Origin of the sequence: Aquibium sp. A9E412, assembly GCF_030398335.1 — a bacterium.
Classification (GTDB): domain Bacteria; phylum Pseudomonadota; class Alphaproteobacteria; order Rhizobiales; family Rhizobiaceae; genus A9E412.
Genome location: NZ_JAOAOP010000013.1, coordinates 40,948 through 60,782 on the forward strand (window position 1 = coordinate 40,948; position 19,835 = coordinate 60,782).

At 71.6% G+C, this 19,835-nt stretch carries 15 protein-coding genes; 7 read left to right on the plus strand and 8 right to left on the minus strand.

Annotated elements, in window-relative coordinates; genetic code table 11:
* Positions 1–16: 16 nt before the first annotated feature.
* On the minus strand, positions 17–1,603 hold the full coding sequence (locus N1F89_RS20690) for a tryptophan-rich sensory protein (RefSeq protein WP_354670311.1): 1,587 nt from the start codon (positions 1,601–1,603) through the stop codon (positions 17–19).
* 102 nt (positions 1,604–1,705) lie between these two features.
* Here N1F89_RS20690 and soxR point away from each other — a divergent pair, with 102 nt between their 5' ends.
* From soxR to N1F89_RS07565, 3 genes are all read left to right on the plus strand, one after another.
* Positions 1,706–2,155, plus strand: a complete 450-nt coding sequence (gene soxR, locus N1F89_RS07555) for a redox-sensitive transcriptional activator SoxR (RefSeq protein WP_290083016.1) — start codon at positions 1,706–1,708, stop codon at positions 2,153–2,155.
* 215 nt (positions 2,156–2,370) lie between these two features.
* Positions 2,371–2,799, plus strand: a complete 429-nt coding sequence (locus N1F89_RS07560; protein WP_290083018.1) for a TadE/TadG family type IV pilus assembly protein — start codon at positions 2,371–2,373, stop codon at positions 2,797–2,799.
* A complete protein-coding gene (locus N1F89_RS07565) occupies positions 2,799–4,508 on the plus strand; it encodes a pilus assembly protein TadG-related protein (protein ID WP_290083020.1) in 1,710 nt (569 codons plus the stop codon). The genes N1F89_RS07560 and N1F89_RS07565 overlap by 1 nt, the downstream gene beginning before the upstream one ends.
* 34 nt (positions 4,509–4,542) lie before the next feature.
* Here N1F89_RS07565 and N1F89_RS07570 read toward each other — a convergent pair whose 3' ends face one another.
* Positions 4,543–5,517, minus strand: coding sequence for an NAD-dependent epimerase/dehydratase family protein (locus N1F89_RS07570; RefSeq protein ID WP_290083021.1), 975 nt, complete (start codon positions 5,515–5,517; stop codon positions 4,543–4,545).
* A 117-nt stretch (positions 5,518–5,634) separates the two neighbouring features.
* Here N1F89_RS07570 and N1F89_RS07575 point away from each other — a divergent pair, with 117 nt between their 5' ends.
* Both N1F89_RS07575 and N1F89_RS07580 read left to right on the plus strand, forming a co-directional pair.
* On the plus strand, positions 5,635–6,945 hold the full coding sequence (locus N1F89_RS07575; RefSeq protein WP_290083023.1) for a UDP-glucose/GDP-mannose dehydrogenase family protein: 1,311 nt from the start codon (positions 5,635–5,637) through the stop codon (positions 6,943–6,945).
* 25 nt (positions 6,946–6,970) lie between these two features.
* Positions 6,971–7,900 (plus strand): NAD-dependent epimerase/dehydratase family protein, encoded by a 930-nt coding sequence (locus tag N1F89_RS07580; RefSeq protein ID WP_290083025.1) that lies wholly within the window; start codon positions 6,971–6,973, stop codon positions 7,898–7,900.
* Here N1F89_RS07580 and N1F89_RS07585 read toward each other — a convergent pair.
* From N1F89_RS07585 to N1F89_RS07605, 5 genes are all read right to left on the minus strand, one after another.
* Positions 7,888–9,810: a nucleoside-diphosphate sugar epimerase/dehydratase gene (locus tag N1F89_RS07585; protein ID WP_290083057.1), complete on the minus strand. Its 1,923-nt coding sequence runs from the start codon at positions 9,808–9,810 to the stop codon at positions 7,888–7,890. The genes N1F89_RS07580 and N1F89_RS07585 overlap by 13 nt on opposite strands.
* Positions 9,811–10,121: 311 nt before the next feature.
* On the minus strand, positions 10,122–10,967 hold the full coding sequence (cysQ, locus tag N1F89_RS07590) for a 3'(2'),5'-bisphosphate nucleotidase CysQ (RefSeq protein WP_290083026.1): 846 nt from the start codon (positions 10,965–10,967) through the stop codon (positions 10,122–10,124).
* Positions 10,961–12,871 carry a sulfate adenylyltransferase subunit CysN gene (gene cysN / locus N1F89_RS07595; protein ID WP_290083028.1) on the minus strand — a complete coding sequence of 637 codons (1,911 nt, stop codon included), beginning with the start codon at positions 12,869–12,871 and terminating at the stop codon, positions 10,961–10,963. The genes cysQ and cysN overlap by 7 nt, the downstream gene beginning before the upstream one ends.
* Position 12,872: 1 nt before the next feature.
* A complete protein-coding gene (gene cysD, locus N1F89_RS07600) occupies positions 12,873–13,778 on the minus strand; it encodes a sulfate adenylyltransferase subunit CysD (protein ID WP_290083030.1) in 906 nt (301 codons plus the stop codon).
* Between the two features lie 184 nt (positions 13,779–13,962).
* On the minus strand, positions 13,963–15,108 hold the full coding sequence (locus N1F89_RS07605; RefSeq protein ID WP_290083032.1) for a DegT/DnrJ/EryC1/StrS aminotransferase family protein: 1,146 nt from the start codon (positions 15,106–15,108) through the stop codon (positions 13,963–13,965).
* A 235-nt stretch (positions 15,109–15,343) separates the two neighbouring features.
* Between N1F89_RS07605 and N1F89_RS07610 the strand changes: the two genes are divergently transcribed.
* A complete protein-coding gene (locus tag N1F89_RS07610; RefSeq protein ID WP_290083034.1) occupies positions 15,344–16,699 on the plus strand; it encodes a phosphomannomutase in 1,356 nt (451 codons plus the stop codon).
* 113 nt (positions 16,700–16,812) lie between these two features.
* On the opposite strand, the gene N1F89_RS07615 is transcribed toward N1F89_RS07610, so the two are convergent.
* Positions 16,813–18,228: a mannose-1-phosphate guanylyltransferase/mannose-6-phosphate isomerase gene (locus N1F89_RS07615; RefSeq protein ID WP_290083035.1), complete on the minus strand. Its 1,416-nt coding sequence runs from the start codon at positions 18,226–18,228 to the stop codon at positions 16,813–16,815.
* Positions 18,229–18,500: 272 nt separating this feature from the next.
* Between N1F89_RS07615 and N1F89_RS07620 the strand changes: the two genes are divergently transcribed.
* The gene (locus N1F89_RS07620; protein WP_290083036.1) at positions 18,501–19,664 is read left to right on the plus strand and encodes a glycosyltransferase family 4 protein; all 1,164 of its coding nucleotides are present in this window, start codon (positions 18,501–18,503) and stop codon (positions 19,662–19,664) included.
* Positions 19,665–19,835 lie beyond the last annotated feature (171 nt).

The window sequence follows — 19,835 nt, forward strand, 5'->3', positions numbered from 1 at the left end:
AACGCGCGGGTCCCCCTCACGCACCGCGCACGGCCTCGCGCGGGTTCATGCTCCAGACCTGCCAGTTGAGCGCGCCGGCCAGGCTGACCCACACCAGATAGGGCACGAAGCACAGCGCCGCCCACAGCGAGACCGGCCAGGCGACCAGGATGAAGCCGGCGATCGACAGCCAGAGCAGCGTGACGTCGGCAAACGCGATGTCCATGCGCCGGCGGCCGAAGAACAGCCACGACCAGGCGGCGTTGAAGACAAGCTGCGCGCCCCACAGCGCCACCGCCAGGCCCCAGCCGACCTCGCGCCACACCAGCCAGCCGGCCAGCGCGATCAGCACGTAGAGCGTCGTCCAGACGACGGGAAACGCCCAGTCGGGCGGCGTCCAGCCGGGCTTGTCCAGCGATTCGTACCACGCCCCCGGCTTGAAGATGGCGCCGGACGCCGCCGCGGCGACGACGAGCACGACGAAGACGGCGAGACTTGCAAGGTCACTCATGGCGTCCCTTCTCCGGCCGGTGCGGCGCGTTCGAGCGGTCCCGGCGCCGGCCGGGCCGCGTCCGGTCCGCGCGCGTCGGCCGAGTTCGGCCCGCCGCGGACGGGTTGTCAAGCGCCGTCGGCTTCCACGCCGGCGGGACGCGCCGGTTCCGCCCGCGCCGCCCGGCGCGGGCGATGCGCTGGCAAGCCGCAGCGCCAGCACCAGGAGACCCACGCCGAGCAGCGCCGGCCAGCCCGGCACCTCGCCGAACAGCAGCACCGACAGCGCCGCCCCGCCGACCACGGCGACGTAGTTCGCCTGCGCGGCGAAGCTGCCGCCATGGCCACGCGCCAGGCGGAAGAACAGCACCAGCGCGACGAGCTCGGCCGCCACGATCAGCCAGACCGACGGCAGGCCGGCCAGGGCGACCAGATCGCCCCCCGTTCCGCCGCGCATGACGGCGAGGCCGGCGAAGACGGCGAGCGCCACATAGGCCTGGCCCTGGGCGACCTGCAGGTTGTCGGCGGCGCCCGGCCAGGCGGCGGCGATGAACAGCACATAGGCGGCGTAGAGAACGGGAATCGCGAAGGCGGCGACGATCCACAGCGGCGCCGCGCCGGCCGGCGCATCGGGTGCGGCCGGCAGCGCGGCGATGACCAGCGCCGTGGCGAGGAAGCCGGCGACCACGCCGACGACGCGCCGCGGGCCGGCCGGCTCGAGCCGCAGGACGAGCGCGATGAAGACGGTCCAGACCGGCGCGCTGGTCACCACCAGCACGAACAGCAGTCCCGGCAGGTGGCGCGCGACGATAAGCTCCACCGCGAAGGGCGCCCCGAAGCCGACCACGCCGGCCACGAGGTAGAAGCGCAGGTGCCGGCGCGTGGCCGGCGGCCAGCGGCCGCGCAGCCCGTTGACCAGCGTCACCAGCAGCGCCACGCCGGCGGTCGCCACCAGCGCCACGTCGAAGGCGGCGGCGCCATGCGCGGTGGCGGCCTTGATGGCGATCAGCCGCACCGCCCAGGCGAGGCCGAGCGCGACGAGCAGCGCCAGCGCCACGGTCCCCGGAGCGCTGCCGGAGATGCCGATGCCGGCGGCTGCATCGCCGCCTGGCGCCTTTTTCCTCGGTGAGACCATCGCGATCCGGCTCCGTGCATTGCGGCCGGCGGCTTTCGCGCCGCGGCAAGGCGTGGCACCCTGCCACCTCAACCTTTCTTGAGGTCAAGGGGAAAGAACCGCATGCCGAACGCAAGACCGCGGGCCACCGATGCCCTGTCGGTGGGCGAGCTCGCCGCGCGCAGCGGCGTCGCCGTCTCCGCCATCCATTTCTACGAGCGCGAGGGGCTGATCGCCGGCTGGCGCACCGGCGCCAACCATCGGCGCTTTCACCGCAGCACGCTGCGCCGGCTCGCGGTCATCCGCATCGCCCAGCGGCTCGGCCTCCCGCTTGCCGAGATCGGCAACGCGTTCCGGGCGCTGCCGGACGACCATGCGCCCGACGCGCGGGCCTGGCAGCAACTGTCGGGCCTGTGGCGCGGCGATCTCGACCGGCGCATCGCCGAGCTCACGCGGCTGCGCGACCAGCTCGACTTCTGCATCGGCTGTGGCTGCCTGTCGATGAAGACATGCCCGATTTACAACCCAGACGATGCGCTCGCCGAACGCGGGCGGGGCGCACACCGCTTCTGACGCGACGCATGGCCGTGCGCGGCGGGGGCGGCGCGGGGTAAGAAAAAAATATTGCATCTGCATATGCTTGCAAAAAAACGGTACGGAACCGCACTGAGATACCACACTGGTGTGCTCGGCCACTTCCCCAACGTCACACGCGGACAGTTTTAACAGCCCGCCTTACGGGCGATTAATCTATCCATGGTTGCATGTCCCGGACGAGGAGGTGGGGCATGTCATCCATGAAGATTCAGTCGTTCTGCCGACGGTGCGAGGGAACCTCTGCCGTCGAATTCGCACTGATCGCGCCGGTCTTCGTGCTGATCCTGATGGGCATGACGGCCTTCGGCATCTATCTCGGCGCGAGCCACTCGATCCAGCAGATCGCCGCCGATGCGGCGCGCTCGGCGGTCGCCGGCCTCAGCGCCGACGAGCGCGAGACCATCGTGGCCGGCTTCGTCAGGGAGCGCGCCGGCGGCTATCCCTTCGTCGAGGCCGACCGGCTTGCCGTCAGCGTGATCGACAGCGATGACGGTCGCGCCGTCTCGATCTCGGTGCGCTACGACGCGCGCAACCTGCCGATCTGGCGCTTCGCCGCCGGTCTGCCGCTGCCGCCGGTCGAGATCGGCCACCAGTCGGTGATCACCGTGGGAGGCGTGTGATGCGTGCGCTGCTCCATCGTTTCGGCCGCCGGGTCGCCGGGTTCGTCCGCGCCAGCGGCGGCAACGTCGCGCTGATGACGGCGGCGACCGCACCGGTCGTGCTCGGGCTGGCGGCGGTCGCCGTCGACGAGGGCACGCTTTATCTCGAGCGCCGCCAGGTGCAGGCGGCAACGGACCTAGCCGCGATCATGGCCGCCGCCGAGATCGACACCGCCGAAGCGGCCGCCCGCGCGGTCCTGCGCGACCAGGGCCTGCTGGCCCGCGTGTCGGACGGCAGCGAGACCGCCGGCGGCGACGGCGAGGATCCGCTCGCGGTGGTCAAGGGCCGCTACACCGCCGATCCCACGCTGACGGTCGAGCAGCGCTTCGTGGCCGGCGCGGAGCCGGCCAACGCCGTCAAGGTGACCTTCGCGACGACGGGCACGCGCCATTTCTCGCAGCGGCTGTTCGCGCCGCCGCGGCTGTCGGCTTCGGCGGTCGCCAGCACCGAGGCGCATGCCGCCTTCTCCGTCGGCACCCGGCTCTTGCGCCTCGACGGCGGCATCGTCAACGCGCTGCTCGGCGGACTGACCGGCTCGGAGATCGCGCTCGACGTGATGGACTACGAGGCGCTGCTCGACGCCGACGTCGACCTTCTGACCGTGCTCGACACGCTGGCTCTGTCGCTCGACCTCGAGGCCGCCACCTATGAGGACCTGCTCGACACCGAGATCGGCATCAATGCGCTGGCGACGGCCATCGAGGCGGTGCCGGGGCTCGAGCGCGGCGCGCGCAACGCGCTCTCCCGGCTGGCGCGGCAGACCGCCGGCGCCGACCACGGCATGTTCCTGCTCGGCGACCTGGTGACGCTGGCGCCGCTCGCCGACAAGCAGATCGGCCTGCGCAGCCCCGGCCTGGCGCTGAAGGCCGGCGTGCTCGACCTCGTGCAGGCGGCGGCGGTGGCGGCCGGCGGCGGCCACCAGCTCGCCCTCGACCTCGGCGCCGGCATCCCCGGGCTGCTCGAGGCGCAGGTCGAGCTGGCGATCGGCGAGCCGCCGCAAAACTCCGCGCCGTTCGGCGTCGGCGAGGTGGGCGACACGGTGCACACCGCCCAGACGCGGCTCTACGTCGCCCTGAAGATCGGCGGCGAGGGCGTCCTGCGCGGGCTCGCCGTGCGGCTGCCGATCTATCTGGAGGTGGCGCACGCCCAGGCGCGGCTGACCGACATCGCCTGCGGCAGCTCCGGCGCCAGCGCGACCGTCGCGGCGAGGCCCGGCGTCGCCGACCTGCGTGTCGCGGGGCTCGACATGCATCGCTTCGCCGACTTCTCGTCAAAGCCGCATTTCGACGACGCCGACATCGTGCGCGCGCCGCTGATCCGCGTCACCGGCTCGGCCCGCGTCGCGGTCGAGGAGCAGACGGCGACGTCGCTGCGCTTCACCGCGCGCGAGATCGCCGACGGCGAGACGAAGACGGTGTCGACGCGCGATCTGGTGACGTCGATCGCCTCGTCGCTGATCGAGGATCTCGACCTCGACGTGCGCATCCTCGGCCTCGATCTCGGGCTGTCGGGCCTGGTGCGGCTGACGGTCGGCAACCTGCTGCTCGCCGTCGCGCCGGCCGTCGACGGCGTGCTCAACGCCGTGCTCGACCTCCTCGGCGTCTCGGTCGGCCAGGCCGACGTGCGGGTGACCGGCGCAAGCTGCGGCCAGGCGGTGCTGGTGCAGTAGGCGCCGCTGCGGCACGCCCCTCGCGAAGCCGTCCTTACCGCGCCGTCGCGTGATAGGCGCGGAACCAGGCGACGAAATCGGCGATGCCGTCGGCGAGCGGCACCGTCGGGCTGTAGCCGAGGTCGCGCGCGGCCAGCGCGATGTCGGCGCAGGTGCGCGTCACGTCGCCGGCCGGCTTCGGCGCCATCTCCATCACCGCGCGGCGGCCGGCGGCGCGCTCGATCGCGGCGATGAAGTCGAGCAGCCGCACGGGCCGGTTGTTGCCGAGATTGTAGAGCGGCGCCGTCGCATCCGGCCGCGCCAGCAGCCGGTCTGTCACCGCCACCACGCCGGCGGCGATGTCGTCGACATGGGTGAAGTCGCGCTCCATGTCGCCGCCGTTGAACACCTTGATCGGTCGGCCGGCGAGGATCGCGTCGGTGAACAGCCACGGCGCCATGTCGGGCCGGCCATAGCGGCCGTAGACGGTGAAGAAGCGCAGCCCGGTCGTCGTCAGCCCATGGATCTGGCCGTAGGCGTGGGCGATCAGCTCGCCCGAGCGCTTGGTCGCCGCGTAGACGGAGACCGGCCTCGCGGCCGGCGCGTCCTCGGCGAACGGAACCGGCGAATCGTCGCCATAGACCGACGAGGACGAGGCGTAGACCACCGGCAGGCCGCGCGCGGCGGCCAGCTCGAGCACGGACACCTGGCCGGCCACGTTGGCGTGAACGTAGGCGTGCGGGTTCTCCACCGAGTAGCGCACGCCCGCCTGGGCGGCCAGATGCACGATCGCGTCGAGCTTTGCCGTCCCGTCGCCGAGCGCCCCGGCCAGGTCCGGCCGCGCCACGTCCATCTCGTGGAAGGTGAAGCCCGCGTGCCCGGCGAGCTCGGCCAGCCGCGCCCGCTTCAGCGCGACCGGGTAGTAGGGGTTGAGGTCGTCGAGCCCGACCACGGTGTCGCCGCGCGCCAGGAAGCGGCTCGCCGCGTGGAAGCCGATGAAGCCGGCCGCGCCGGTGAGAAGCACCCTCACCGGCCCGCCTCCGCACGGCGCGGCGCGCCCGGGCGGCGCGTCACATTGCCTTGCGCGCGGGCATGTGCAATGGGAGCCGCGCAAGCGCGGACCAGCAGCAGGAACAGGGGCGGCTCGATGCGAATATCCATGATCGGGACCGGCTATGTGGGACTGGTTTCGGGCGTCTGCTTCGCGGAGTTCGGCTACCACGTCAACTGCGTCGACCAGAACCACGGCATCATCGACCGGCTGAACGGCGGCGAGCTGACCATCTACGAGCCGGGGCTGGAAGACCTGCTGCGCAAGAACGTGGCCGAGGGGCGGCTCACCTTCACCACCGATCTGGCGGCGGCCGTGGCGGAGTCCGACGTCGTGTTCATCGCCGTCGGCACGCCCTCGCGGCGCGGCGACGGCGAGGCCGACCTGCAATACATCTTCGCCGCCGCCGAGGCGATCGCCCTGGCGATGCGGCCCAACACCACGGTCGTCATCAAGTCGACCGCCACCGTCGGCACCGCGGCCGCCGTCGCCGAGCGCATCGCCGCCGCGCGGCCCGACGTGCCGTTCTCCATGGTGTCGAACCCGGAGTTCCTGCGCGAGGGCTCGGCGGTGGAAGACTTCATGCGTCCCGACCGGGTGGTGGTCGGCGCGCGCGACGACAACGGCCGCGCCGTCATGCAGCGCGTCTATCGGCCGCTCTACCTGCGCGAGACGCCGCTCGTCGTCACCTCGCTGGAGAACGCCGAGCTGATCAAGTACGCCTCGAACGCCTTCCTGGCGATGAAGGTGACCTTCATCAACCAGCTCGCCGACCTGTGCGAGCGGGTCGGCGGCAACGTGCAGGACGTCGCCAAGGCGATCGGCATGGACCGGCGCATCGGCTCGAAGTTCCTGCATCCGGGGCCCGGCTTCGGCGGCTCGTGCTTTCCCAAGGACACGCGCGCCTTCGCCGCCATCGGCCGCCGCTTCGAGGCGCCGCAGCGTCTCGTGGAGACCGTCGTGGCGGAGAACGAGCAGCGCAAGAAGCGCATGGGCGAGCGCATCCTGTCGTTCCTCGCAGAGCCCGCCGCGGCCACGGTCGCCGTGCTCGGCGTCTCCTTCAAGCCCAACACCGACGACATCCGCGAGGCGCCCTCGCTCGACATCATCGCCGCGCTCACGGCCGCCGGCGTCACCGTGCGCGCGCACGATCCCGCCGCGATGGCGGCGGCCAGCCGCGCCCTCGACGGCGTTGCCTGGTGCGGCTCGCCCTACCAGGCGGCCGAGGGGGCCGACGCGGTGGCGCTCCTGACCGACTGGAACGCCTATCGCGCGCTCGACCTGACGCGCATCGCCGGGCTGATGCGCGGCCGCATCTTCTTCGACGCGCGCAACGTCTACCAGCCGGCCGACCTCACCGACACCGGGCTCGCCTACCACTCGGTGGGCCGCCCGCCGATCGGGTAGCGCCGGCGATGCCGGCCGGCCCGTCATGAGCGTGCTCGTCACCGGGGCGAGCGGCTTCATAGGCGGCGCCGTCGCCCGCCACCTCGCCGCGCAGGGCCGCACCGTACGTCGCGCCGGCCGCGCGCCGCTGCGCCCCGGCATCGACGTCGCGCTGCCGCCGGCCGACGCGGCGGACGCCGCCTTCGACGCGCTGATGGCCGGCGTCGACGACGTGGTGCATTGCGCGGGGCTGGCCGATGCGCGCGGCCGCACGGAGGCCGAGCTTCACGCGGCGAACGCGCGGCTTGCCGAGCGGCTCGCGGCGGCGGCGGCGCGTGGCGCCGGCGGCCGCTTCGTCCTCGTCTCGTCGATCCGCGCGGTGGCCGGCGCCGGCTTCAGCGGCACCATCGACGCGGCCACCGCGCCTCAGCCGGCGGGCGCCTACGGCCGCTCCAAGCTTGCCGGCGAGCGCGCCGCGACGGCCGCCTACGCGGCGCGGCCGGGCGATCTCTCGGTGCTGCGCCTGCCGGCCGTCTACGGGCCGGGCATGGGCGGCTTCCTGGGCCGCCTGCTGGCGCTGTCGGAGACGCCGCTGCCGCTGCCGCTCGCCGGGCTTGCCGGCCGCCGGCCGCTGGTCGACGTCGCGGCCGTGGCCGGGGCGGTCGCCTGCCTGCTCGATGCCGCGGTGGCGCCGCAGCCGGTGCATGTGGCAAGCGACCAAACGGCGCTGACGCCGGGCGAGATCGTCGCCGCCTTCCGCCGCGGCCGCGGCCGCTCCGCGCGGCTGTTCGCGCTGCCCGGGCGGCTCGTCGGCGCGGCGGCGGCCGTCACCGGCAGACGGGCGCTCTGGCAGGCGCTGCAGGCCGACCAGAGCTGCGACGCGCGGCCGCTGGCACTGCTCGGCTGGCATCCGGTGGCCGACAGCCGGCCGCGGCTCGCCGCGCTGGCCGCCGCGCACGCGCGTCAGTTGGGATAGGCGCCCTGCTCCTGCGCGCCCGGACCGGCCGGCCACAAGGCGGCCTCGCCCTCGCCCGCCGGCTGCTCGATCAGGAAGTCGAACAGCAGGCGCCGCACCTCCGCCTCGTCGCTGCGCTCCACCGCCTCGCGCATGCGCGCCAGCATCAGCGGCACCCGGTCCGACAGGCCGTCGGGCCGGCGCGCGCGCAGGATCTTGGGATGCGGCGTGCGCGCGACGCTGGCGCGGTGGTAGAACAGCTCCTCGTGGATCTTCTCGCCCTCGGCGAGGCCGATCGTGACGATCTCGATGTCGCCATGCGGATTGTCCGGGCCGCGCACGGTGAGACCGGCCAGCATGATCATGTCCTCGGCGAGATCGCGGATGCGGATCGGATCGCCCATCTCGAGCAGCAGCACGTCGCCGGCCTCCGACAGCGCGCTCGCCTGGACGATCAGCTCGGCCGCCTCGCGCACCGACATGAAGTAGCGCGTCGTCTCATCGTGCGTGATCGTCACCGGGCCGCCGCTGGCGATCTGCTCCTTGAACAGCGGCACGACGGAGCCGCTCGAGCCGATGACGTTGCCGAAGCGCACCGCCGCATAGCGCGTGCCGTGGCCGCGGGTCGCGGTCTGCTGCGCGTAGTGGCGCACGATGAGCTCGGCCCAGCGCTTGCTGGCGCCCATCACGCTCTTCGGATGAACCGCCTTGTCGCTTGAGATCAGCACGAAGTTGTCGACGCCGAACTCCTGCGCGGCATCGGCCAGCACATGCGTGCCGAAGACGTTGTTGCGCACGCCCTCGATCTTGTTCCGCTCGACCATCGAGACGTGCTTGTAGGCGGCGGTGTGGTAGATGGTGTCGACATGCTCGGCGCGCAGCGTGCGCCGCACCAGCGCGGCGTTGGTGATGGAGCCCAGCACGGGCACCACCGGGCAGGTGCACAGCGCCTTCAACTCGCGCGACATCTCGTAGAGGCCGTGCTCGTTGACCTCGAGCAGCACCAGCTTGGCCGGATTGTTGCGCACGATCGTGCGGCAGAGCTGCGAGCCGATGGAGCCGGCCGCGCCGGTGACGAGAATGGTGCGGCCCTCGATCATCTGGCGCATCAGGCCGAGATCGGCCGGCACCGGCGAGCGGCCGAGCAGGTCGTCGAGATCGATGTCGCGGATGTAGCTGACCAGATAGCGGCCGGCCGCCAGGTCGGCGATGGCCGGCAGGATGCGCATCTTGACCGGCAGGGCGCCGAGGCGCGCCACCAGCTCGCGGTTGTCGGCCCCCGCCTGGGACGTGATGACCACTTCCTCGATGCCGAAATTGGCCACCACCGACTCGAGCTGCGAGGGCGAATAGACCCGCAGGCCGAGGATATCCATCCCGAACAGGCCCGGATTGTCGCTGACGAAGCCCATCACCTGGCGATCGCCGGCCGAGCGCAGCGCGTCGGCAAGCTGCACGCCGGCATCGCCGGCGCCGTAGATCAGCATGCGCTTGACGCTGTCGCCGTTCTTCTCGCCGTGGCGCAGCAGCCATTTCAGGGTGAAGCGGCTGCCGGTGACAGCGAGCACGGAGATGATCCAGTAGAGCAGCGGAATGCTGCGCGGAATGCCCTCGATGCCGGTCATCTGGGTGAGGAAGGCGAGGCTGACGAGCGCCAGCGTCGCGAAGGTCACCGCCTGGACGATAGTCCAGATGGCGCGCTCGGGCAGATAGCGCAGCACCGAGCGGTAGAGGCCCATGCGCACGAAGATCGGGATCGTGACGAGCGGCGCGGCGAGGAAGAACAGCGCCTGCTGCAGGTTCGGCACGAAGAGCTGGTCGAGGCGGATCGAGAAGGCCGCCCACATGATCGCGATGAGGCCGAAGACGTCGGCCACGAGCAGCACCAGGCGCTTGGCCCGGCGCGGCCGCTCGGCGATCCAATGGCGCATCCTAGAGAGCAAGACACGCCCTCCGATGCATGGCCGGAGACCACCGGCCGCCCATCCCGGGCGCCCCTTCCGGCCTGCCGGCACCGCCGGCCGGGCTCCGGGACACACGGGCAGACAGATCGCCCGTACGCAACCAGCTTCGCAACGTCAAACGCAACCAACCCCCTTCTTCGCAAGCCGCCGCCCCCGCCCCGGCGACGACCTCCGATTGTTCTTGGTTTTGCTTATCTTAGCACATTATGCCACGAACATGCCGCAATTGTGACACGATTGCGGCATTGCCGCCAACGCAGCGGGCAATCGACGCCGTCTCAACGCGCCACGGCATGGCAGCCGGCTTCGGCGACGAACCAGGGATTGGCGAAGTCGCTGTCGTGCGGCTGGTCGCGCTTGCCGTAGGCGAGCGGCCGGCCGTCGAGGGTGAGCGTGCGGCCGCCGGCCGCGCGCAGGACCGCGTCGCCGGCCGCGGTGTCCCACTCCATGGTACGGCCGAACCGCGGGTAGAGGTCGGCGCGGCCGCTCGCCAGCATGCAGAACTTGAGCGACGAGCCGACCGCCATCAGCTCGGCGCCGGGAAAGCGGGCGATGAAGGCATCGGTCTCGGCGGTGCGGTGCGAGCGGCTGGCGACGATGACCGGCGGCTCGGGCGCACCGCGCACCGCGATCGCACCGCGCGCGACGACACGCGCGCCGTCCTCGACCGTGGCCGCCTCGGCCCGGTCGGGCCTGGCCGCGAACAGGGCGCTGCGCGCCGGCGCGTAGACGACGCCGAGCTCGGGCACGCCGCCGCGCACCAGCGCGATGTTGACGGTGAAGTCGTCGCGCCGGTTGACGAACTCGCGCGTGCCGTCGAGCGGATCGACCAGCAGGAAGGCACCGTCGAGCGCCGGCGGCACGCGGCCGGCGGCGACCGATTCCTCGGCGACCACCGGCACCTGCGGGCACAGCCGGGCGAGCCCGCGCAGGATGATCGCCTCGGCCGTGGTGTCGGCCTCGGTGACCGGCGAGGCGTCGGCCTTCTCGCTCACCGACACGCCGCGCGCGTAGCACGCCATGATCGCGCGGCCGGCTTCGAGCGCCAGCTCCTCGAGCCCGGCGACGAGGTCCGCGTCAGCCGGCTGCGCCGGCCGCGCCGCCGCGCCCTCCCCGCTCAGCAATAGCCTTGCTCCCGCAGCCAGGCCTCGATCGCCTCGACCATCTCCTCGGGCGTGCGGTTGAGTGTCTCCAGATGCACCTCGGCCGCCTCCGGCGGCTCGTAGGGCGAATCGACGCCGGTGAAGTTCTTGATCTCGCCCTTGAGCGCGCGGGCGTAGAGACCCTTGGGATCGCGCCGCGCGCACTCCTCGAACGGCGTGTCGACGAAGATCTCGACGAACTCGCCCTCGCCCATCAGGTCGCGCGCCATGCGCCGCTCGGCGCGGAACGGCGAGATGAAGGAGACGAACACCATCAGCCCGGCATCCGCCATCAGGCGCGCGACCTCCGCCACGCGGCGGATGTTCTCCACGCGGTCCTCCTCGGTGAAGCCGAGGTCGCGGTTGAGGCCGTGGCGCACGTTGTCGCCGTCGAGCAGATAGGTGTGCCGGCCGGCGACGTGGAGCTTCTTTTCCAGCAGGTTGGCGATGGTCGACTTGCCCGAGCCCGACAGGCCGGTGAACCACAGCACGACCGGCTTCTGGTGCTTGAGCGCGGCACGCGAGCCCTTGTCGACGTCGAGCGCCTGCCAGTGGATGTTCTCGGCGCGGCGCAGCGGGTGCAGGATCATGCCGGCGCCGACCGTGGCGTTGGTCAGCCGGTCGATCAGGATGAAGCCGCCGGTGGTGCGGTCGTCGGCGAACCGGTCGAAGGCGATCGGCGCCTGCAGCGACAGGTTGCACACGCCGACCTCGTTGAGCTCGAGCGACTTGGCCGCCTCGTGCGCGAAGTTGTTGACGTTGACGCGGTACTTGAGCTCCGACACCGTGGCGCTGGTCTGGTCGACCTCGGTGCGCAGGATGTAGGAGCGGCCGGGGATCATCGCGTGCTCGTCGAACCACACGACGTTGGCGGCGAACTGGTCGGCGACGTGCGGCCGGGCGTCGGGCGCGACCAGCATGTTGCCGCGCGACACCTCGATCTCATCCTCGAGCACCAGCGTGACCGCCTGGCCCTCGACGGCCTCCTCGAGGTCGCCGTCCTGGGTGACGATGCGCGCGACGCGCGAGCGCTTGCCCGACTTGGCGACCACCACCTCGTCGCCGGCGGCGACGCGGCCGGCGGCCACCGTGCCGGCAAAGCCGCGGAAGTCGAGATTGGGGCGGCTGACATACTGCACGGGAAAGCGCAGCGGCCGCGCGGCGGCGTCGCGCTCGACCTCGACGGTCTCGAGATGCGACAGCAGCACCGGCCCCTTGTACCAGGGCATGCGGTCGGAGCGGCCGGTCACGTTGTCGCCGAAGCGCGCCGACATGGGGATCGGCACGATCGACTGGAAGCCGAGATCGGCGGCGAAGCCGCGATAGTCCTCGACGATCTGCTCGAACACGTCCTCGGCATAGTCGACCAGGTCGATCTTGTTGACCGCCAGCACGATGTTGCGGATGCCGAGCATCGCGGCGATGATCGAGTGGCGCCGCGTCTGGCGCAGCACGCCGGCGCGCGCGTCGACCAGCACGATCGCCAGGTCGGCCGTCGAGGCGCCGGTCGCCATGTTGCGCGTGTACTGCTCGTGGCCGGGCGTGTCGGCTACGATGAACTTGCGCTTGTCGGTGGCGAAGAAGCGATAGGCGACGTCGATGGTGATGCCCTGCTCGCGCTCGGCCTCCAGCCCGTCGACGAGCAGCGCGAAGTCGATGTCGGTGCCCACCGTGCCGTGCTTGCGCGAATCGCTCTCCAGCGCGGCGAGCTGGTCCTCGAAGATCAGCTTGGTGTCGTAGAGCAGCCGGCCGATCAGCGTCGACTTGCCGTCGTCGACCGAGCCGCAGGTGAGGAAGCGCAGCAGCGTCTTGCCGGACTGCGCCGCGAGATAGGCGCGGATGTCCTCGGCATCGGGCAGTGCGGCGGCGGTGGCGAGATCGTCCATCTCAGAAATACCCCTCGCGCTTCTTCTTCTCCATGGAGCCGGCCTCGTCCTTGTCGATCAGCCGGCCCTGACGCTCGGAGGTGCGCGCCGTCAGCATCTCGGCGACGATCGCCTCCAGCGTGTCGGCCTGCGAATCGATGGCGCCGGTCAGCGGGTAGCAGCCGAGCGTGCGGAAGCGCACCATGCGCTCCTCGACGCGCTCGTCGGGGCGCAGCTTCATGCGCGCGTCGTCGACCATGATCGTCATGCCGTCGCGGTCGACCACCGGCCGCCTCTTGGCGTAGTAGAGCGGCACGATCGGAATGTTTTCCTGCAGGATGTACTGCCAGATGTCGAGCTCGGTCCAGTTCGACAGCGGGAAGACGCGGATCGATTCACCCGGCGCGATGCGGGTGTTGTAGATCTTCCACATCTCCGGGCGCTGGTTCTTGGGGTCCCAGGCGTGCGCGGCGTTGCGGAAGGAGAAGATGCGCTCCTTGGCGCGCGACTTCTCCTCGTCGCGCCGGGCGCCGCCGAAGGCGGCGTCGAAACCGTGCTTGTCGAGCGCCTGGCGCAGCGCCACCGTCTTCATGATGTGGGTGTGGGTGTTGGAGCCGTGGTCGAACGGGTTGATGCCGTCGCGCACACCGTCCTGGTTGATGTGGACCAGCAGATCGAAGCCGCGCTCGGCCGCCATGCGGTCGCGGAACTCGATCATCTCGCGGAACTTCCACGTCGTGTCGATGTGCATGAAGGGAAAGGGCGGCCGCGCCGGATAGAAGGCCTTGAGCGCCAGATGCAGCAGCACCGAGGAATCCTTGCCCACCGAATAGAGCATCACCGGCTTGGAGAAGGTCGCGGCGACCTCGCGGAAGATGTGGATCGATTCCGCTTCGAGCCGGTCGAGATGGCTGAGGGGCTTGGTCATGCTCGGGCCTCAAACACTGGATTGCGTGCAGGCACGCGCTTTCCGCAACGGCAGCCAGCCTTTTCTATCGGCCGGTGCCGCAAATTCAAGGCGAAGCCTTGCTCGATAGGGGCCGCTCCGCGGCGGTTCGTTCCCGCCCGGCCCCGATGGGGGCAACTTTCTGCCCGGGCCGGCGCGGCGCCTCTCACCGGGCGGCCGCGTGGCGCAGGCCGGCCGGCGCCAGCACGGCGCGCACCGCCTCGATGATGCGGTCCTGGTCGTCGGCCGCCAGATAGGGGTGCATCGGCAGGCACAGGATGCGCGCCGACAGCCCCTCGGAAACCGGCAGCCCGTGCGGCGCGCGCGGACAGTGCGCATAGGCGCGCTGCAGGTGCAGCGGCTTCTCGTAGTAGACCACCGAGGGGATGCCGGCCTCGGCGAGGCCGGCGCGCAGCCGGTCGCGATCCTCGCACTCGATGGCGAACTGCGCCCAGGCCGAGCGGCTGCCGGCCGGCACCCGCGGCACCCTGGCGACGTCGCCCAGGCCGGCGATGTAGCGCCGGGCGACCGCCTCGCGGCGCTCCATCTCGTCGGGCAGGATGGCGAGCTTCTCGATCAGGATCGCCGCCTGCAGCGTGTCGAGGCGCGAATTGAGGCCGACGCGCACATTGTCGTACTGGCCGTTGCCCTTGCCGTGAAAGGCGATCGAGCGCAGCACCTCGGCGAGGTCGGCGTCGTCGGTCATCATCGCGCCGCCGTCGCCGTAGCAGCCGAGCGGCTTGGCCGGATAGAAGCTGGTGCCCGCGACGCGGCCGAAGCTGCCGCAGCGCCGGCCGTCGCGCACGCCGCCGATCGACTGCGCCGCGTCGGAGACGATGACGAGATCCTCGCGCAGGGCGATGCGCTCGAGGGCCGCATAGTCGGCCGCCTGGCCGAACAGGTCGACCGGAATGATCGCCCGCGGCACCAGCCGTCCCTCGGCGCGAACGGCCGCGAGCGCCGCCTCCAGGCTCGCGACATCGATGTTGTAGCTGTCCGGCTCGACGTCGACGAAGACCGGCTCGGCCCCGGCGAGCGCCACCACCTCGGCGGTGGCGGCGAAGGTGAAGCTCGGACAGAACACCGCGTCGCCGGGACCGATGCCGAGCGCGCGCAGCGGGATGTGCAGCGCGTCGGTGCCGTTGGCGCAGGCGACCACCTGGCCGACGCCGAGGAACTCGGCCAGCCGCTTCTCGAACTCGGCGACTTCCGGGCCGAGGATGTAGCGGCCGCTTTCCACCACGCGCGCGATCGCGGTGTCGAGACGCTCGCGGATGCGCGCGCGCTGGGCCTGGAGATCGATGAACTGCATGGGCGCCCCGTGCTGCGGGCCGGCGGTCGCCGCCGGACCTGACATGCCGTCCTTAGAAAGCGCCGCGCCGCTTGGCAACCGGGGCGCCGCTTCAATCTCTCGCGCGTCGCTGTCACACGACTTGAACGGCCGGCGCCGCACCGCCCGGGCGCCGGCGCGATTGCGATTGCGTCACGCGCGATCCATGCCTAACACCGGCAGGACACCCGTTGGCAACGGCAAAGGACAGCACCCGATGAACTCGCCCTTCAAGGCCTACGACGTGCGCGGCCAGATCCCGGCGGCGATCAACGCCGCCTTCGCCTACCGGTTCGGCCAGGCGACGGCCGAATTCCTGAAGGCGGACGCCGTCGTCGTCGGCCACGACATGCGCATGGACAGCCCCGCCCTTGCCGCGGCCCTGTCGCAGGGCCTGCTCGACAGCGGTTGCGACGTCCTGCCGGTCGGCCAGTGCGGCACCGAGGAGGTCTATTTCCACACCGCGCGCTCGGGCGCCGATGCCGGGCTGATGGTGACGGCGAGCCACAACCCGCCCGACTACAACGGCTTCAAGATGGTGCTGAAGGGCGCCGCGGCGGCGACGCGCGACAACGCCTTCGCCGCCATCGAGGAGATGGTCTATGCCGACCGCGCCATGCCGGCGGTCGACGACTATGCCAGGCGCGGCGTCGTGCGGCCGCTGCAGGATCGTGCCTCCTATGTCGAGCGGCTGCTCGGCGAGGTCTCCGGCCACGCGCTGAAGCCGCTCAAGATCGTCTGCCATGCCGGCAACGGCTGCGCCGGACCGATCATCGACCTGATCGAGCCGCACCTGCCCTTCACCTTCATCAAGGTCGACCACGAGCCCGACCCGACGCTGCCCAACGGCGTGCCCAACCCGCTGCTGCCGGAAAAGCGCGAGCGGGCGAGCCGCGCGGTGGTCGAGCACGGCGCCGATCTCGGCATCGCCTTCGACGGCGATTTCGACCGCTGCTTCCTCTACGACCATCACGGCCGCTTCGTCGAAGGCTACTACCTGGTCGGCATGATCGCCCAGCGCATGCTGCGCGATCATCCCGGCGCGACGATCCTGCACGACCCGCGGCTGACCTGGAACACGATCGACATCGTCGAGCGCGCCGGCGGAGTCGCCAAGGCCTGCCGCACCGGCCACGCCTTCTTCAAGCAGATGATGCGCGAGGAGGACGCCGTCTATGGCGGCGAGATGAGCGCCCACCACTACTTCCGCGACTTCGCCTACTGCGATTCGGGCATGCTCGCCTGGCTCGACGTGGTCACCGAGCTGTCGGCGACCGGCACCAGCCTGGCCGAGCTCCTGGAAGAGCGCATCGCCGCCTTCCCCTGCTCCGGCGAGATCAACTTCACCGTATCCGACGCCAAGGCGGTGCAGCAGCGGCTGGCCGAGCGCTATGCGGCGCAGGACCCGCAGGTCGAGACGCTCGACGGCCTGGGGCTGGTGTTCGACGACTGGCGCTTCAACGTGCGCGCGTCGAACACCGAGCCGCTGCTCAGGCTCAACGTCGAGACGCGCGGCGACCAGGCGCTGCTCAAGGCCAAGGTGGACGAGCTGACGGCGCTGATCCGCGCCTGAGGCGTTTGCAGGCGAAGTGGAAACCGGTTCGCCGTCGGCAAACGCGTTGAAATGAAAAGTCAGAGCCGATCTGCGAATCCGCGAACATCAGAACGGCTCTGGCGCGCGGCCGGTCAGCCCTTCTCGAGACGGCCGTAGCGGTCCTCCAGCCGGACGATGTCGTCCTCGCCCAGATAGGAGCCCGACTGCACCTCGATCAGCTCGAGCGGGATCTTGCCTGGGTTCTCCAGCGCATGCACCTCGCCGAGCGGGATGTAGGTCGACTGGTTCTCGCCGAGCAGCACCGTCTCCTCGCCCTTCTGCACGCGGGCGGTGCCGCGCACCACCACCCAGTGCTCGGCGCGATGGTGGTGCATCTGCACCGACAGCTTGGCGCCCGGCTTCACGGTGATGCGCTTGACCTGGTGGCGGTCGCCGAGATCGATCGAATCGTAGTGCCCCCACGGGCGGTAGACGATGCGGTGCGTCAGATGCTCGGCGCGGCCGTTGTCGCCGATCGTCTCGACGATCTTCTTGACGTCCTGGGCGCGCGCGCGATCGGCGACGAGCACCGCATCCGGCGTCTCGACCACGACGAGGTCCTCCACGCCCACCAGCGCCACCAGCCGCCGGTCGGCGCGCACGAGCGAGTTGCGCGCGTCGAGCGCCAGCACGTCGCCGGCCAGCACGTTGCCGGCCGCGTCCTTGTCGCTGATCTCCCACAGCGCATCCCACGAGCCGATGTCGCTCCAGCCCGCGTCGAGCGGCACCACGGCGGCCGCGCCGGTCTTCTCCATCACCGCATAGTCGATGGAATCGCTCGGCCCGGCGGCGAAGGGCCCGGCGGCGACGCGCACGAAGTCCATGTCGACCGCCGCCCCCGCATAGGCGGCGCGGCAGGCCGCGAGGATCGCCGGCGCATGCCGCTCGAGCTCGCCGAGATAGACGCCGGCGCGGAACAGGAACATGCCGCTGTTCCAGTAGTAGTCGCCCGACGCGACGAAGGCCTCGGCCGTCGCGGCGTCCGGCTTTTCCTCGAAGCGGTCGACCGCATGGCCGTCGTCGCCGAGCGGCGCGCCGCGGCGCACGTAGCCATAGCCGGTCTCGGCGCGCTGCGGCACGATGCCGAAGGTCACCAGCCGGCCCGCCTCGGCCAGCCGCACCGCCTTCGCCACGCTCGCCTGGAAGGCGGCGACGTCGACGATCAGGTGATCGGCGGCCAGCACGAGCAGCAGCGGGTCCTCGCCGCCGGCCGTCGCATGCAGCGCCGCCAGGGCGATCGCCGGCGCGGTGTTGCGGCCGACCGGCTCGAGGATCACGGCGGCCGCGTCCTGGCCGATCTGGCGGAGCTGCTCGGCGGCCAGGAAGCGGTGCTCCTCGTTGCACACGACGAGCGGCGCTGCCGCGTCGAGCCCGGACAGGCGCGCCGCGGTCTCCTGCAGCATGGTGCGCTCGCCGGTCAGCGCGCAGAACTGCTTGGGATAGAGCTTGCGGGACACCGGCCACAGCCGCGTCCCCGACCCGCCCGCCATGACCACCGGCACCAGCATCGCATCCCCTCCTGCCAGGTCCCGCGCCGGCCTTCGCACGCGCTGCCCGTGCGCCGACACACCTCGTGGGATGACCCAGTAGCACGGGCATGTCTAGAAAAAGTTGCCGAGCGCGCACAGCGGCTCCGCGCCCTGTCGTTGCAAAATTGGGGTTGCTCGCCGGCAATGCCGTGCTATCGCAGGTCGGTCTCCCCGGCAGGCGCTGCGGGCCACCGCCCGGCCCCCCTGGCGCATGCCGCCGGCAGTCCGGTTCGACGTCTGGAAAGCGCCACATGCCCGCGATCCTGGTCATCTGCAACGACGGCGACTACTTCCTGCGCCACCGCGTTGCGGTGATCGACGATCTGGTGGCGCGCGGCTTCGACGTCACCGTGGTGACCGGCGGCACGCCGATCCCCGCCGCGGCACGCGCGGGCTGGCACTACATCCACCTGCCGGTCGAGCGCTTCCGGTTCCATCCGGTGCACGACATGCGGCTGGTGCGCGTGACGCGGCGGCTGATCGGCGAGCTGCAGCCCGTCGCGGTGCACCTCATCACGCTGAAGCCGGCCGTCTTCGGCGGGCTCGCGGCGCTGACGGCGCGCATGCGCGGCCGCGTGCTCGTCACCATCCCCGGCCTCGGCCGGCTGATGGCGCCCGACCTGGCCGGTCGGCAGCGGCGCGGCACCCCGGTGCGCTGGCTGGTCGAGCGGGCGATCCGGCTGATCTCCGCGCGGCCGAACGTGCGCTTCACCTTCGAGACGGCGGCCGACCGGGCGCACTGGCTGAAGCGCGGGCTGGTCAGCGCGGACAAGGCGCATGTGGTCAGCGGTGCCGGCGTCGACCCGCAGCTCTACCGGCCGGCCGACCGCCAGCCGGCAGAGCGGCCGCTGCGCGTCCTGTTCGCCTCGCGCCTGCTGCGCGCCAAGGGGCTCGACCTGTTCGTCGACACCGCGCGGCGCCTCGGCGGCCGGTCCGACGCCGCGTTCGCGGTCGCCGGCATGCTCGATGCCGGCGACCCGGACGGCCTGGCGCCGGAGACACTGGCCGCCGAGCCGGCCATCCGCTTTCTCGGCCGCGTCGACGACATGGCGGGCCTGCTGCGCCAGACGGACGTGGTGTGCCTGCCGACGCGCTACGGCGAGGGCATCCCGCGCATTCTCATCGAGGCGGCGGCGAGCGGCGTGGCCTGCGTGGCGAGCGACCTGCCGGGCTGCAGCGCGATCGTGCGCGACGGCGAGACGGGGCTGCTCGTCGCGCCGGGGCCCGACATGGGCGCGGCGCTGACGGCGGCGGTGGCGCGCTATCTCGACGAGCCGCAGCTCGCCGCGCGGCACGGCGCGGCCGGACGGGCGCTCTTCGAGGCGGGCTCGTTCGACCAGCAGAGCGTCGTGCTGCAGTTCGCTAGGCTGCTCGGCATCGAGGACGCCGAGCGGCCGACGACGGCCGGCACCTAGACAAAAGGCTGGGTGGCGCCGGCGAAACGGGTTCTTCTAACCTGCGGCGAAACCGGCTACAGGATGCGCGGATCAGCCGTCGGGCGGCCGGCCGCCCGGCGCCGCGCGGCGCAGCGACCGCGCGACGAGGGCTCGATCCGACGGCCTGCCGGCGGCAGGTGACAGCGCCGG